The sequence below is a fragment of the Zobellella sp. DQSA1 genome, from assembly GCF_041950555.1.
Taxonomy (GTDB): Bacteria; Pseudomonadota; Gammaproteobacteria; order Enterobacterales; family Aeromonadaceae; genus Oceanimonas.
In genome coordinates, this window is record NZ_CP169531.1 from 2,802,170 (window position 1) to 2,816,512 (window position 14,343).

Below are 14,343 nucleotides of genomic sequence, written 5' to 3' on the forward strand. Positions count from 1 at the left end.
TGGTCCCTATTGTTTCATCATCTTCGCTTTCAGGGCGGCGAAGTCGGCGGGGATCACTTCGGACAGGGATTCCATGGCGCCGTGCTTGGCCAGGGGACCGGGCAGCGGGATATCCTGACCCAGGATCTCGTCCACGCTCTCCTTGAACTTGGCCGGGTGGGCGGTACAGAGGAAGATGCCTACTTCGTCCTTGCCGCGCTCCTTGCTGAGCAGCTCCCAGGCGATGGCACCATGGGGCTCGCACAGGTAACCCTGAGCGAACAGCCGCTTGAGCGCATCCTTGGTCTGCTCATCATCCAGGGCGCCGGAGGCGATGTCGGACAGTGCCCAGCCCTTGACCCGGCACAACTCTTCCACCCGCGGCCAATTGTTGGGACGGCTCACGTCCATGGCATTGGACAGGGTAGCGACGGTGGCGTGAGGATCCCAGCTGCCGCTTTCCAGGTAGCGCGGCACCGTATCATTGGCATTGGTGGCGGCCACGAAGCGCTTAACCGGCAGACCCAGCGCCTTGGCGATAAGGCCGGCGGTGAGGTTGCCGAAGTTGCCCGAGGGCACGGCGATCACCGCCTTGTGGCGCTGCTCGGCGGGCAGCTCGGCCACCGCCTCGAAGTAGTAGCACACCTGGGCCACCAGCCGGCTGATGTTGATGGAGTTGGCGGAGTTGAGGCCCACCGCCGCCTTCAGCTCTTCGTCGTCGAAGGCCTGCTTGACCAGTGCCTGACAGGCGTCGAAATCGCCCTGTACAGCGAAGGTGCGGATATTGCCGCCCAGGGTGGTGAACAGCTTCTCCTGCAAGGGGCTGATCTTGCCCTCGGGATAGAGGATCACCACCTCGATGTTGGGCAGACCATAGAAGGCATGGGCCACGGCGGCGCCGGTGTCGCCGGAGGTGGCGGTGAGAATGGTGATCTTGCCGTCGTCGCTCAGGGTGGCCAGGCACTGGGCCATGAAACGGCCACCGAAGTCCTTGAACGCCAGGGTCGGACCGTGGAACAGCTCCAGGGCGTAGGTATGGTCGTCGACCTTTACCAGCGGCGCCGGAAAGCTGAAGGCCCGCTCCACCATGGCGGCGAGGGTGCTTTCCGGAATTTCATCACCGATCAGGTGCCGCAGAATAGCCACGGAACGCGGCACCAGCGGCAACTCCAGCAGGGCATCCACGTTGGGAAGCGGGCTTAAGCTTTCCGGGAAAAACAGCCCCTGTCCCCGGCCCAGCCCCTGCCTGACGGCACCGGCAAAGTTGATGGTCTCACTATTGTCCTTGATGTTGTACAACTTCATAGCTCTGTTCCTGTTACCCGAGCGCCTTGGGCATCGAGTTTGCAAATATGGCAAAAGCCATCCTGGTTCTGAATAAAATGGTCGGCCAGCCAGGCCTTGAGTTTTTCCGCCTGGTGCAGATCCTTCATCACGCAAAAGACGGTGGGGCCGCTGCCGGAGATACCGGTGGCCAGGGCCCCCATGGTAGCGGCGTGATCCCGCACCTCGTTGAAGCCGGGGATCAACTGGGCGCGATAGGGCTCGGCGATCACGTCCTTCAACATGGCCGCGGCCAGCTTTTCCTGGCCGGTGTGGCTGGCGTGCACGAAGCCCGCCAGCCGCCGGCCGTAGGCCAGACAGTCCTGCCGGCGGTACTGGGCCGGCAGTATGGCCCGCGCCGCCGAGGTGGACACCGCGATGCCCGGGTAGCACACCACCCAGTACCAGTCGTCGAACACCGGCAGCGACTGGCTGACCACACCGGCCTCATCCAGTACCAGCTGCATGCCGCCGAGGTGACAGGGTGCCACATTGTCATAATGAACTGAACCGGAAATCTGCCCTTCCAGCTCGCCCATCAGCAGGGTCAGTTCGTGCTCGGTCAGGGCTTCGTCGTGGAAAGCGTTGAGTGCCACGAAGGCGGCGACGATGCTGGTGGCGCTGGAGCCCAGCCCCGAGCCCACCGGCAGGTTTTTCTCCAGGGTCATCACCAGCGGTTTCTGCGGAATGCCCTTTTTCTCCAGCGCCTTGCCATAGGCTACATAGCAGTCGTAGACGATGTTCTGGGTGAAATCGTCCGGCAGCTTATGGGCGAAGGGGCCCTCATTGACGAGGTTGAACTCACCGTCGCTCTCACCCACCAACACCCGGTCACCCAGCAGGGTGCCGTCCAGGGGGGCCAGCGCGGCCCCCAACACATCAAAACCCACGCTCACATTGGCGGTAGAGGCAGGGGCGTACGCAACAACACTCATTTATATCTCCTGCTTCCAGTTATGGGTGCGCAACAGGTCGGCGAACACGCCGGCAGCGGTGACATCGGCACCGGCCCCGTAGCCGCGCAGCACCAGCGGGATCGGCTGGTAGTACTGGGTATAGAACGCCAGGGCGTTTTCGCCGTCCTTGACCTTGAACAGGGGATCATCGCCGTCTACCGCCTTGATGGCAACCTTGCAATGGCCATTTTCGATGGAGCCCACGTAACGCAGCACCTTGCCCTCGGCGGCGGCCTCGGCCACCCGTGCCTCGAACCAGGCGTCGGCCTCCGGCAGCCGGGCCATGAAGCTCTCGATGTCGCCGTCGGCATCAAACTCCGGCGGCAGCGCCATTTCCACCTCGATATCGCCCAGATCCAGTTCCATGCCCGCTTCCCGGGCCAGGATCAGCAGCTTGCGCGCCACATCCATGCCGTTGAGGTCGTCGCGCGGATCCGGCTCGGTAAAACCGTTTTCCCGGGCGATGCGGGTGGCATCGGCAAACCCCATACCTTCATCCAGCTTGCCGAAAATGTAAGACATGGAGCCGGACAGGATGCCGCCGAACGCCTTCAACTGGTCGCCGGCGCGGATCAGGTTCTGCAGGTTCTCGATCACCGGCAGGCCGGCACCGACGTTGGTTTCATACAAATACTTGCGACGAGTGGCCTGGGCGGTACGGCGCAGCTCCCGGTAGTAATCCAGGCTGGCGGTGTTGGCCTTCTTGTTGGGGGTCACCACGTGGAAGCCGGCGGCGAGGAAGTCGGCGTACTGATCCGCCACCCCTTCGCTGGAAGTACAGTCCACCAGTACCGGGTTGATCAGGTGGCTGTCTTCCACCATCCGTGCCACCCGCTCCAGGTTAAAGGCTTCATGAGCCTGCTCCAGCCGATCGCGCCACTCGTTCAGGTTGAGGCCGTTGCGGTCCAGTGCCATCTTGCGGGAGTTGGCGATGCCCACTACCCGGATGCCGATGTCCTGGGCTTCCAGCACCGGCTGCTGGCGGCGGATCTGCTCGAGCAGGGCCGCGCCCACGCCACCGCAGCCCACCAGGAACACATCGATAAACTGACGGCTGGAGAAGAAATTCTGGTGGCAGGCCTTGATCGCTTCGGTGGTTTTTTCCTTGCGGATCACCGCCGAAATGGAGCGCTCGCTGGACCCCTGGGCGATAGCCACGATATTGATGGAGGCCTCGGCCAGGGAATTGAAGAAGCGGGCCGACACGCCCTTGGCAGTGCGCATGCGATCGCCCACCAGGGAGATGATGGCCAGGTCGTCGATAACATCCAGCGGCTCCAGCAGATTGTTCTTGAACTCCAGGGCGAATTCACTGGCAATCGCCTTTTCGGCCTTGTACTTGTCGTAGCTGTGGATACAGAAGCTGACGCTGTATTCGGACGAGCTCTGGGTGATCAGCACGATGCTGACCCCGGCGCGGGACACGCAGGAGAACAGCCGGCCGGCCATGCCCACCATGCCCTTCATGCCCGGCCCGGAGATGTTGATCATGGTCATGCCGGCCAGATCGGAGATACCCTTGACCTGCAGATCATCGTCGCTGCACTCGGGGCCGATCAGCGACCCTTCGCCCTGGGGATTGCCGGTGTTCTTGATAAGGCAGGGAATATGGAACTGGGCGATGGGGGCTATGGTCTTGGGGTGCAACACCTTGGCACCGAAGTAGGACAGCTCCATCGCTTCCTTGTAGGAGAGTTGCTTGAGCAGCTTGGCATCGGGTACCAGGCGCGGATCGCAGTTGTAGACACCATCCACATCGGTCCAGATTTCGCAGCACTCGGCATCCACGCAGGCGGCTAGCACGGCGGCGGAGTAATCGGAGCCGTTGCGGCCCAGGATCACGGTCTCGCCCTTGTCGTTGCCGGCGGTAAAGCCCGGCATCAGGTAAACACAGTCGCGGCGCAGGCCCTGGTCGCGGAAACGCTGGCGGGACACCTCGATATTGACATGGGCTTCAAGGAAGCTGCCCTCGCCCAGCAGCATGGCCTGGGGCGAAATCACTTCCACCTGCTCGCCACGGGCCTTGAGCAGCTCGGCCATCACCGCGATGGACAGGGCTTCGCCCCGGCTCAGGATGCGGGCCTGGATGTTGTCCGGACACTGTTGCAGCAGGCTCACCCCTTGCAACAAGCGGGTAAGCTGACCCAGCTCCCGGTCGACCTGGCCCTTCAGACCCTCGTCGTCCAGACGCTCGAAGCGTTGCTTGAGGCCATCGATGATGGCGTGGAAGACCTGCTCGATCTCCGTCAGCACCGGGGCCGGGTCCAAGCCGCGGCTGGCCTGCTCCACCACCGCCACCAGATGGTTGGTGACCTTGGCCGGCGCCGACAATACCAGGGCCACCTGGGACTGCTGCTGATTGTTGACCACGATATCGGCCACGGTCTGGAACCGATCGCTGTTGGCCAAAGAGGTGCCGCCAAATTTCAAGACACGCATTGATTACTCCCTGTGTAAAACGAAAAAGCCCGCATCTGGTTGGGATACGGGCTTTAGGATTCAAATCTGTTTGTCGTCAGCGCATCAGCCCGCCCCAGTGCCACCAGTGGTGGTACCGGTAATAATAATGGTGGTGATGGTGCGGCTTGCATGGAACAGCATGACGAACAACCTCGGAAAACGGATGGCATAGCAATAACCCGAGCCTCCCCGCTTGTCAACTTCAATCCTTGTCGTTCAGGGCCCGTTCCAGGTCCTTATACAGCAGATGCAGCAGATTCAGATCCCGCTGTGCCAGCATAGGCAATCGGTCCCTTACCCAGCCTGCCAGTTTTTCCTGCTGTGACACCCCGACAAGATCAAACAATTGCTCTGTTTTTTCCTGCAGCACCCTTAACTGGGCATTTTCGACCCGAACGTCGCTTTTTTCCTCGTTTCCGAGTGCCAGCCCCTGGCTGAACTCCCAGGCATAAAGCATGATGGCCTGCCCCAGGTTAAGCGAAGGATAAGTCACTTTCAGCGGCAGGTAGCTGATGATATCGGCCTGGGCCAGATCCTCGTTACTTAACCCCGATTCCTCACAGCCAAACAACAAGGCCACTTTTTGCAACTGCTTGTTGTTGACCTGGGTAATGGCCTCCTTGGGCGTGAGATAGTGCAGGTAACGCCCACGCCGGCGCGCCGTGGTGGCGATGACCAGGTCCATGTCTGCCAGGCCCTCGGCCAGGCCAGGAAAATACTCGGCCCGCTCCAGTATCTCCTGGGCGCCGTGGGCCACCCAGTGGGCCTGGTCCTGCTCGTGCACCCGGCTGTCCACCAGCCGCATATGCTCAAAGCCCATGGTTTTCATGGCACGGGCGGCGGCGCCGACATTCTCGGCCCGGGCCGGCGACTTGAGTACGAAATAAAGCTCCATGCCACTCCCCCTTGTGTAAGACCGCACATTGTCCGCAAACCGGGGCCGGAGGTAAAGCGTGAGGTATGAGGTGTGAAAAAACATAGTCGGCGCCTTAGCCGCCGGGCAAACAGCACCGATCCGGAGTGCAGGCGGCCCGCCTGCATTCCCGCGCAGCGGGAGCTCAGCTCCTGCACACAATAATTTCCCCACAATGCCCCCAGGATCCATTACTATCCCGACAGAACGCCACAACAACAAGGGATAGCATCATGCACGACAACGCCAGGGAATTGGCCAACATCATCATGGGCAGGTTCGACGCCTTCTATCGCCGCTTTCTCGATATCACCCAGGGCGCCAAAGTCAGGTTCGAGGCCAGAGACTGGCTGGGGGTGCAGTTGGCCGGGCGTCAACGCATCCGTTTATATGATCATCATGTGAACGACACCCTGCAGGCGGTGAGCGATCACATGGGTGGCTCGCCCCTCGGTCAGGAGGGCCTGAAGGAACTCAAGCAGGCATTCAACGATCTGCTCACCCACCATCCCAACCCCGAGATCGCAGAATCGTTCTACAACTCGGTGTACCGGCGCTCCCTGCGCCACAAGAATATTCGCGCCGAAAATCTCTATGTGCACGGTTTCGTCCGCCGCGCGCCCAATCCGGATCTGAGCCCCTATTGCTGGCAGTATCACACCGATGCGAGCGGCCTGCGCGACTGCCTGCGCCAGGTGCTGGAACGGCTGCGGCTGAAGACGGGGTTCAGCAATCTGGAGCGGGACCTGGGCTATACGAGCCGTTATTTGCAGGACTTCGGCCCGGACGAGATCGGCCAGGAGGCATTCAGCCTGACCTTTATCAACACCCTGTTCTATCGCAACAAGGGCGCCTACCTGATCGGCCGGCTGGAACGGGGCCCTCTGCTGCTGCCTTTTATCCTGCCGATAGTACATGATGAGCAGGGCGGCCTCTGCCTGGATGCCCTGATCCTTTCGAAGGACGACGCATCCATCCTGTTCGGCTTTGCCCGAGCCTATTTCATGGTGTGGTGCCCGGTGCCGGCACTGCTGGTGCACTTCCTGCGCCCCTTGCTGCCCAACAAGGCAGATTACGAAATCTACACCGCCATCGGCTGCCAAAAACACGGCAAGACCGAGTTCTACCGCCACTTCCTGCACCACCTGCACCAGTCCCGGGACCAGTTCGTGGCGGCACCCGGCATCAAGGGCATGGTGATGAGCGTGTTCACCCTGCCTTCCTTCGATGTAGTGTTCAAGATCATCAAGGACAAGTTCACCCCGCCGAAAGAGGTGAACCACGAAACCGTAAAAGCCAAGTACCGGCTGGTCAAGCAGCACGACCGGGTCGGTCGCATGGCCGATACCATGGAGTTCTCCAATTTCGAACTGCCGCTGCACCGCATCAACCCTGCGTTGCTGGCCGAGCTGCAGCAGGTGGCTCCCTCCCTGCTTACCATCAAGGGCGATACCCTGGTGATCCGTCACCTTTATACCGAGCGACGAATGACCCCGCTCAACATCTACCTGGAGCACGCCTCGGACGAAGCAGTGCGTGACGCCATCGACGAATACGCCAACGCCATCAAACAACTGGCGGCGGCCAACATCTTCCCGGGCGACATGCTGTTCAAAAATTTCGGCGTCACCCGCCACGGTAGGGTCATTTTCTATGACTACGACGAAATCGCCTATATGACCGAGTGCCACTTCCGCGACATTCCCCAGGCCCGCTATCCGGAAGACGAACTCAGCGCCGAGCCCTGGTACTCGGTGGGTCCCAACGACATTTTTCCGGAGGAGTTCGCCACTTTCCTGCTCAGCAGCACGCGCATCCGCGACGCCTTCAAGCAGCAACATAACGACCTGTTCAGCGCCGGCTACTGGCGCCAGCTACAGCAGAACATCGAAGCCGGCCAGTTCGTGGACGTGTTTCCCTACCGGCGCCGGCAGCGCTTCAAATACCTGTACGGTGAAGGACGTGAAGCGTGAAGCGTGAAGCGTGAAGCGTGAAGCGTGAAGCGTGAAGCGTGAAGCGTGAAGCGTGAAGCGTGAAGCGTGAAGCGTGAAGCGTGAAGCGTGAAGCGAACTATCACCTCACGCTTCGCGGCCTACAACAGCGGGTGACTCAAGGGTTCGCGCGCCACCAGGATGCCGTTGATATCGGCGTAGAGATAATCCCCGGGATAAAGGGTGACGCCGGCAAAGGTCACGGGCACATCCACATCCCCCAGGCCGCGCTTCTCGGTTTTAATCGGGCAAGTGGCCAGGGCCTTCACGCCCAGCGCCATGGCCCCGATAGCGCCGGCATCGCGAATGGCCCCGTTGATCACGATGCCCTCCCAGCCATTCTCCACTGCCTTTGCCGCCAGCAGATCACCGAGCAGGGCCCGGCGCACCATGGCTCCTCCATCCACCACCAGCACCTTGCCGGTTCCCGGGGTGGCCACCAGCTCCCGCACGCGGGAATTGTCTTCATAACAACGCACCGTCACTACCTGGCCCCAGAAAATCTGCTCTCCGCCAAAATCACGGAAGCAGGGCTCCAATACCCTGACCTTATCGGCATGCTCGTCGCATAAATCAGGCAATAAATCCAGCATCCTCTTCTCCTCGCTGCGTTTACATCGAAGGCGGCCCCGATACGGGAAGCCGCACAACCGGCCATCCGACATCTTACTTATTTGTATAACATACGACGCTTTTTGTTAAATCAGCGCTTGACCTGGATCAAGCAGGGCCATAAAACTATTTAACAATATCGGTCGCAGGCTGTTGTTATGCCCCTGTTAACTGTTAAAATAAGACAACTTTACGCAATGGACCTCTGTTCGTCCCGCTTGTTGATTTTATTGGGCATGAAGCAGTAACTGCATGGGATGCAAGTAAAAACGGCTAAAAACTACAGTTCGACCGCGCTTATGCACTATGCATTTAGAGGTAGATAGCGTAATTTAGTTACACTATTTTCTGAGTAGCGCCTGCTTGGCTCCGGCGGCTGTTGGCACTGAATTATCTTTACATCTAAAAACAGGTACGCTCATGCAGACACCTCACATTCTTATCGTTGAAGACGAACTGGTCACCCGCAATACCCTCAAGGGCATCTTCGAGGCCGAGGGCTACGTAGTACTTGAAGCCACCGACGGCGAAGAGATGTACAAGGCTCTCTCCAACAACAAGATCAACCTGGTGATCATGGATATCAACCTGCCCGGCAAGAACGGCCTGTTGCTGGCACGCGAGCTGCGCGAACAGCATAACCTGGCATTGATGTTCCTGACCGGCCGCGACAACGAGGTAGACAAGATCCTCGGCCTGGAAATCGGCGCCGACGACTACATCACCAAGCCGTTCAATCCGCGTGAGCTGACCATTCGTGCCCGCAACCTGCTGGGGCGCACCATGCAAACCCCCGACGCCCAGGACGAAGAGAAACAGGTAGAGGTCTACCGTTTCAACGACTGGACCCTCGACATCAACAGCCGCGCCCTGGTCAGCCCCAGTGGCGAAGTGTTCAAGCTGCCGCGCAGCGAGTTCCGTGCCATGGTGCACTTCTGCGAAAATCCGGGTCAGATCCAGAGCCGTGCCGAACTGCTGAAAAAGATGACCGGCCGCGAACTCAAGCCTCACGACCGCACCGTGGACGTCACCATCCGCCGCATCCGCAAGCACTTCGAGTCGGTTCCCGATACTCCCGAGATCATCGCCACCATCCATGGCGAAGGCTACCGCTTCTGCGGCGACCTGGAATCCTGATAGCGCGCTGTCATTCAATAGTGGCCATCTCCACGACGGCGGAGATCCATGACCGGTTATCTGCAGTCTGAAAGCCCGGCCATCCCGGGCTTTTTGCATCATAGATGCCCCTCCCCCTCACCGCTTCCAAGCTAGCGCGCAATCACCACCCTGGTGGCCGGCAACATCGCCTCCAGCTTTTGCCGCAGCACCACCTTGGCATTCTCCTCCCCGTGGATCAGGCGGATCTCTCCGGGTGGCGGCACTATCCCTGCCACAAAATCCAGCAAGTCCTGCTGGCCGGCATGGGCTGAATAACCGCTCACCTGGTGCACCTGGGCCCTGATGTCATAGCGTTCACCGTCCAGCTCGACCCAGCCGCCCCTGGGGCCATAATCCAGGATGGCGCGTCCCGGCGTGCCTTCGGCCTGGTACCCCACAAACAGAATATCGTTGCGGGCCTCGTTCAGCAGCGCCTTGAGGTAATTCACCACCCTCCCGCCAGCACACATGCCCGACCCCGCCAGTACTACGCAAGGCTGGTGCGAGCGCGCCAGGTACCCCACGGCGTTGAGATGATCCCGATGGCTGTCCACCAGGGTGAGCTGCTCAAAGGAAAGCGGATGCCGGCCGCTGGCCAGCAGGGCCTGAGCTTCGACGCTCCAGAAGGGTTTTAGCTGGCGATAAAGGGTCGTGAAGTTGGCCGCCAGCGGGGAGTCCACCACCACTTCCAGCTGGTTCCAGGGCAGGTCGGGGGCGGCCGCCTCTGTACCAAACTCGGCGATCAGGCTCTCCAGCTCGTACAGGATATCCTGGGTACGACCCAGGCTGAAGGCCGGGATCAGCAGGGTGCCGCCGTCGGCCAGGGCGTGCTCTATGGCCGCCTTCAACCGCAGTCGGCGGTGTCGCCTGCCTTCGTGGTTCTTGTCGCCATAGGTGCTTTCCAGCACCAGCAGATCGCAGGCTTCCGGCGACGTTGGCGCTACCAGCAAGGGGGAATGGGGCGCGCCGAGGTCACCGCTGAACACCAGCCGCCGGTTTTCTGCCTCGCACTCCACGTAGGCCGAGCCCAGGATATGGCCGGCCCGCTGCAACCGTATCCGCAGCGGACAGTCCGGCATTTTTTGCCACTGGCCATAAGGCAAAGGCACCAAACTCGACTCCAGCAACGCCAACACCCGCCGCACCAGGGCCTTGTCTCGGGTGAACCCGATATTGAGGGCATCTTCCAGCATGGCTGGCAGCAGCAGGGCCGAGGGCTGAGAACAGTAGATGGGTCCCTCGAAGCCAGCGCCCAACAAATAAGGCAGCCGCCCCACATGGTCGATATGCACATGGGTCACCACCAGCGCACGAATGTGATCAATCTCGAAGTCGATGGCCGGGCCGGCCCCGGCTTCCGCGCCCTGATACAGGCCACAGTCGATCAAAATAGCGGCGTCATTCACCCGCAGCTCATGGCAAGAGCCGGTAACCCCCTTCACCGCCCCGTGGTGCAGCACCTCGACCATAGCGCCCCCTTTGGAAGAACCAATTGAGGCTAACTATAAACCAATAATCGGGAAGAACGCAGCGATGAGCGGCACAATCGTCTATGCCGACCCGGCAACCTGCTCCAAAGAGCTAAGCCCGCCGACGTCGATATCGAGTAGTAGAGGGAGACAAAAAAGATTTAACTTCAGATACTTGGAGCGGGCGATGGGAATCGAACCCACGTATGCAGCTTGGGAAGCTACCGTTCTACCATTGAACTACGCCCGCCGAGGAATCATCACTATAAACTGTTTTGCGTGTTCGGCAATCCCCCAAGTGGTTGATTGTGCAAGGAATGAGCGATATTGGCCCATTTTGTTCTGCGTCTGCGAAAAACCGGGGCCGGGATGGAAGGTTCGCCCCGGAGCGCGGCGGGGGCCTTCATGCTCGATGCGCTCGGCGCCTCTCCCACACAGGCGGACCGCCCAGGCTCCATGTCTTTGTGCCACGCCATTGGCAGCCTTGCCGTCATGGTGCAGAATAGAGCCAGCTTCACTTTCATATTAAGGACTTATCATGCGTCTTTTCGGTCTGCCCCTGGCCGCCCTCGTTCTCTCCGGTTGCGCCGGTTGGGGCTTTGACAGCAATGTTTCCCCCGCCGGAATCAAGGATTACTACAAGGGTGACGGTGTTGCCCCCTACAGCAAGGCCGAATTGGAGGGAGTCAACTACGTTACCCTGGGCTCGGTGGAAGGCGAAGCCTGCCAGATGGAAGCCAAGGAAGCCCCGCCCAAGGAAGCGGATGCCCGTGCCCAGATCCGTCGCCGCGCTGCCGACATGGGTGCCAATGGCCTTATTCTGAACAGCTGTATCCGCTTCGACGATATGCCCGGCTGTCTCGAGCAAGTGCTGTGCAGCGGTCAGGCCATTGTGGTTGCAGACTGAATGGAGACAATCAGCCTCGACCCCATCGGGATCATCCGTTCCCCCTACAAGGAGAAATTTGCGGTACCCCGCCAACCGGGGCTGGTTAGCCGTGCTCGCGCCCAGTTGGAGATGGTCCCGCCCTACAATGAGCCCAGCGCCTTTCGCGGGTTGGCCGAATTCAGCCACCTGTGGCTGATATTCGTGTTCCACCAGACCCAGGAGCAGGGCTGGAATCCCACGGTGCGGCCGCCCCGCCTCGGCGGCAACGAACGGGTAGGCGTGTTCGCCACCCGCTCGACCTTCAGGCCAAACCCACTCGGGCTGTCCGTGGTCCGGCTAGAGGAAATGTGCCGGGACGGCAACAAGGTCTGGCTGGAACTGAGCGGAGTAGACCTGGTGGACGGCACCCCGGTGATGGATATCAAGCCCTACCTGCCCTGGGCCGATGCCGTGCCCGATGCCCATGGCGGCTTTGCTCCGGCACCGCCGGACATCAGTATGGAGGTGATTTTCAGCCCCATCGCCGAGCTGGCCTGCCAGCGCTCATCCATTGCCGACCTGCGGGAATTCATCAGCGAGGTGCTGGTGCAGGATCCGCGCCCGGCCTACAAGCGTGGCGGCCAGGGCTGGCAGCAGTACGGGGTACGTCTGTATCACTACAATGTGCGTTACGAAGTGTTCGGCCAGTTGACCCGGGTACTGGCCATCGAGCCGGAACATGACGCCGGTACTTCTGCCTGACCGGCCCCCCTGCTACAATCGCCTTCTTTAATGGATTTTAAGCTCAACAAGGTTCAAGCGCATGCGTACCAGTCAATACTTGCTTTCCACCCTCAAAGAAACCCCGAGCGATGCCGAGGTGATCAGCCACCAGCTGATGCTGCGCGCGGGCATGATCCGCAAGCTGGCCTCCGGCCTGTACACCTGGCTGCCCAGTGGCCTGCGGGTATTGAACAAGGTGGCCGCCATCGTAAGGGAAGAAATGAACCGGGCCGGCGCCATCGAGATGCTTATGCCCATGGTACAGCCCGCCGACCTGTGGCAGGAAACCGGCCGCTGGGACAAATTCGGCCCCGAGCTGCTGCGCATGCAGGACAGGCATGAGCGTCCCTTCGTACTGGGCCCGACCCACGAGGAAGTGATCACCGCCATGGTACGCAACGAAGTGGCCTCCTACAAGCAACTGCCGCTTAACCTGTACCAGATTCAAAGCAAGTTCCGCGATGAAGTACGGCCCCGCTTCGGGGCGATGCGCGCTCGGGAATTCCTGATGAAGGACGCCTATTCCTTCCATACCAGCCAGGAAAGCCTGCAACAGACCTACGACGACATGTACCAGGCCTACAGCCGGATATTCGAGCGTATGGGCCTGGATTTCCGGGCGGTGCTGGCCGATACCGGTGCCATCGGCGGCAGCGCCTCCCATGAATTCCACGTACTGGCCCAGAGCGGAGAAGACGATATCGCCTTCTCTACCGAGTCCGATTACGCCGCCAACATCGAAATGGCGGAGGCGGTGGCACCCAAGGAACACGCCGATGCCCCCACCCAGGAACTGACCCTGGTGGATACCCCCAACGCCAAGACCATCGCCGAGCTGGTGGAGCAATTCGGGCTGGACATTACCAAAACCGTCAAGACCCTGCTGGTGCGGGCCGCCGAAAACGAAGACGGCTCCCTCGTTGCGCTGATGGTACGTGGCGATCACGAACTGAATGAAATCAAGGCCGAAAAACTGCCCCAGGTGGCCAGTCCGCTCACCTTCGCCACCGAAGAGGAAATCCGTATTCTGGTGGGTGCCGGCCCCGGCTCCCTGGGCCCGCTCAATATGCCGGTACCGGTGGTCATCGACCGCGCCGTGGCGGTGATGAGCGACTTCGGCGCCGGTGCCAATATCGAAGACAAGCACTACTTCGGCATCAACTGGGGCCGGGATCTGCCACTGCCGGAAGTGGCCGACCTGCGCAACGTCAGGGAAGGCGATCCCAGCCCCGACGGTAAGGGTGTGCTCCAGATCAAACGCGGTATCGAAGTGGGCCACATCTTCCAACTGGGCAACAACTACTCGACCAAGATGAACGCCACCGTACTGAACGAAGACGGCAAGGCGGTAGTACTGGAAATGGGCTGCTACGGCATCGGTGTATCCCGCATCGTGGCCGCCGCCATCGAGCAGAATCATGACGAGCGCGGCATTATCTGGCCGGGCGCCATCGCCCCTTTCCAGGTGGCCATCATCCCCATGAACATGCACAAATCCCACCGGGTGCAGGACGTGGCGGAGAAACTTTATGCCGAACTGAGCGCCGCCGGCATCGAGGTGTTGTTCGACGATCGCAAGGAACGTCCTGGCGTGATGTTCGCCGACATGGAGCTGCTGGGTGTGCCCCACAGCATTGTCATCGGCGAACGCGGCCTGGATAACGGCGTGGTGGAGTACAAGACCCGCCGCGGCGGCGACAAGGTGGAAATGGCCATCGACGACGTCGTAGCCCAGATTCGCCAGGCCCTTGGCCAGTAAGGCGTTAGGCGTTAGGCGTTAGGCGTTAGGCGTTAGGGAGCCTCGCCTGCGCCTTGGCCGCCGGACAAGTCG

General features: G+C 60.6%; 11 protein-coding genes and 1 tRNA gene. 5 read left to right on the plus strand and 7 right to left on the minus strand.

Annotated features, from left to right (window positions below; genetic code table 11):
* Positions 1-6 precede the first annotated feature (6 nt).
* The 4 genes from thrC to ACEVBK_RS13540 form a co-directional block, all read right to left on the minus strand.
* On the minus strand, positions 7-1,284 hold the full coding sequence (thrC, locus tag ACEVBK_RS13525; RefSeq protein WP_375055449.1) for a threonine synthase: 1,278 nt from the start codon (positions 1,282-1,284) through the stop codon (positions 7-9).
* The gene (gene thrB, locus ACEVBK_RS13530; protein ID WP_375055450.1) at positions 1,281-2,237 is read right to left on the minus strand and encodes a homoserine kinase; all 957 of its coding nucleotides are present in this window, start codon (positions 2,235-2,237) and stop codon (positions 1,281-1,283) included. Before thrB ends, thrC begins: the two co-directional genes overlap by 4 nt.
* Positions 2,238-4,697, minus strand: a complete 2,460-nt coding sequence (gene thrA, locus ACEVBK_RS13535; protein WP_375055451.1) for a bifunctional aspartate kinase/homoserine dehydrogenase I — start codon at positions 4,695-4,697, stop codon at positions 2,238-2,240.
* Positions 4,698-4,920: 223 nt separating this feature from the next.
* Positions 4,921-5,613 carry a tRNA/rRNA methyltransferase gene (locus tag ACEVBK_RS13540; RefSeq protein WP_375055452.1) on the minus strand — a complete coding sequence of 231 codons (693 nt, stop codon included), beginning with the start codon at positions 5,611-5,613 and terminating at the stop codon, positions 4,921-4,923.
* Between the two features lie 251 nt (positions 5,614-5,864).
* Here ACEVBK_RS13540 and aceK point away from each other — a divergent pair, with 251 nt between their 5' ends.
* Positions 5,865-7,604: a bifunctional isocitrate dehydrogenase kinase/phosphatase gene (gene aceK / locus ACEVBK_RS13545; RefSeq protein ID WP_375055453.1), complete on the plus strand. Its 1,740-nt coding sequence runs from the start codon at positions 5,865-5,867 to the stop codon at positions 7,602-7,604.
* 119 nt (positions 7,605-7,723) lie between these two features.
* Here aceK and ACEVBK_RS13550 read toward each other — a convergent pair whose 3' ends face one another.
* Positions 7,724-8,215 carry a putative 4-hydroxy-4-methyl-2-oxoglutarate aldolase gene (locus ACEVBK_RS13550; protein ID WP_375055454.1) on the minus strand — a complete coding sequence of 164 codons (492 nt, stop codon included), beginning with the start codon at positions 8,213-8,215 and terminating at the stop codon, positions 7,724-7,726.
* Positions 8,216-8,654: 439 nt separating this feature from the next.
* Here ACEVBK_RS13550 and arcA point away from each other — a divergent pair, with 439 nt between their 5' ends.
* Positions 8,655-9,371, plus strand: coding sequence for a two-component system response regulator ArcA (gene arcA, locus ACEVBK_RS13555; RefSeq protein ID WP_375055455.1), 717 nt, complete (start codon positions 8,655-8,657; stop codon positions 9,369-9,371).
* A gap of 131 nt (positions 9,372-9,502) precedes the next feature.
* Here the strand turns inward: arcA and ACEVBK_RS13560 are convergent, their stop codons facing one another.
* Both ACEVBK_RS13560 and ACEVBK_RS13565 read right to left on the minus strand, forming a co-directional pair.
* Complete coding sequence (locus tag ACEVBK_RS13560; RefSeq protein WP_375055456.1) at positions 9,503-10,861, minus strand: MBL fold metallo-hydrolase RNA specificity domain-containing protein; 1,359 nt, start codon at positions 10,859-10,861, stop codon at positions 9,503-9,505.
* A 176-nt stretch (positions 10,862-11,037) separates the two neighbouring features.
* A tRNA-Gly gene (locus tag ACEVBK_RS13565) sits at positions 11,038-11,111 on the minus strand.
* 288 nt (positions 11,112-11,399) lie between these two features.
* Here ACEVBK_RS13565 and rcsF point away from each other — a divergent pair.
* From rcsF to ACEVBK_RS13580, 3 genes are all read left to right on the plus strand, one after another.
* Positions 11,400-11,768, plus strand: coding sequence for an Rcs stress response system protein RcsF (rcsF, locus tag ACEVBK_RS13570; protein WP_375055457.1), 369 nt, complete (start codon positions 11,400-11,402; stop codon positions 11,766-11,768).
* On the plus strand, positions 11,769-12,491 hold the full coding sequence (gene tsaA, locus ACEVBK_RS13575) for a tRNA (N6-threonylcarbamoyladenosine(37)-N6)-methyltransferase TrmO (RefSeq protein ID WP_375055458.1): 723 nt from the start codon (positions 11,769-11,771) through the stop codon (positions 12,489-12,491).
* Positions 12,492-12,552: 61 nt separating this feature from the next.
* Complete coding sequence (locus ACEVBK_RS13580) at positions 12,553-14,271, plus strand: proline--tRNA ligase (RefSeq protein ID WP_375055459.1); 1,719 nt, start codon at positions 12,553-12,555, stop codon at positions 14,269-14,271.
* Positions 14,272-14,343: the final 72 nt, after the last annotated feature.

What these genes read in the sequence shown, in the direction of transcription:
- aceK (WP_375055453.1), top strand. Translation starts at nt 5,865, where the DNA reads ATGCACGACAACGCCAGGGAATTGGCCAACATCATCATGGGCAGGTTC.
- ACEVBK_RS13550 (WP_375055454.1), bottom strand. Translation starts at nt 8,215, where the DNA reads ATGCTGGATTTATTGCCTGATTTATGCGACGAGCATGCCGATAAGGTC.
- ACEVBK_RS13540 (WP_375055452.1), bottom strand. Translation starts at nt 5,613, where the DNA reads ATGGAGCTTTATTTCGTACTCAAGTCGCCGGCCCGGGCCGAGAATGTC.
- ACEVBK_RS13560 (WP_375055456.1), bottom strand. Translation starts at nt 10,861, where the DNA reads ATGGTCGAGGTGCTGCACCACGGGGCGGTGAAGGGGGTTACCGGCTCT.
- tsaA (WP_375055458.1), top strand. Translation starts at nt 11,769, where the DNA reads ATGGAGACAATCAGCCTCGACCCCATCGGGATCATCCGTTCCCCCTAC.
- arcA (WP_375055455.1), top strand. Translation starts at nt 8,655, where the DNA reads ATGCAGACACCTCACATTCTTATCGTTGAAGACGAACTGGTCACCCGC.
- ACEVBK_RS13580 (WP_375055459.1), top strand. Translation starts at nt 12,553, where the DNA reads ATGCGTACCAGTCAATACTTGCTTTCCACCCTCAAAGAAACCCCGAGC.
- thrA (WP_375055451.1), bottom strand. Translation starts at nt 4,697, where the DNA reads ATGCGTGTCTTGAAATTTGGCGGCACCTCTTTGGCCAACAGCGATCGG.
- thrC (WP_375055449.1), bottom strand. Translation starts at nt 1,284, where the DNA reads ATGAAGTTGTACAACATCAAGGACAATAGTGAGACCATCAACTTTGCC.
- rcsF (WP_375055457.1), top strand. Translation starts at nt 11,400, where the DNA reads ATGCGTCTTTTCGGTCTGCCCCTGGCCGCCCTCGTTCTCTCCGGTTGC.
- thrB (WP_375055450.1), bottom strand. Translation starts at nt 2,237, where the DNA reads ATGAGTGTTGTTGCGTACGCCCCTGCCTCTACCGCCAATGTGAGCGTG.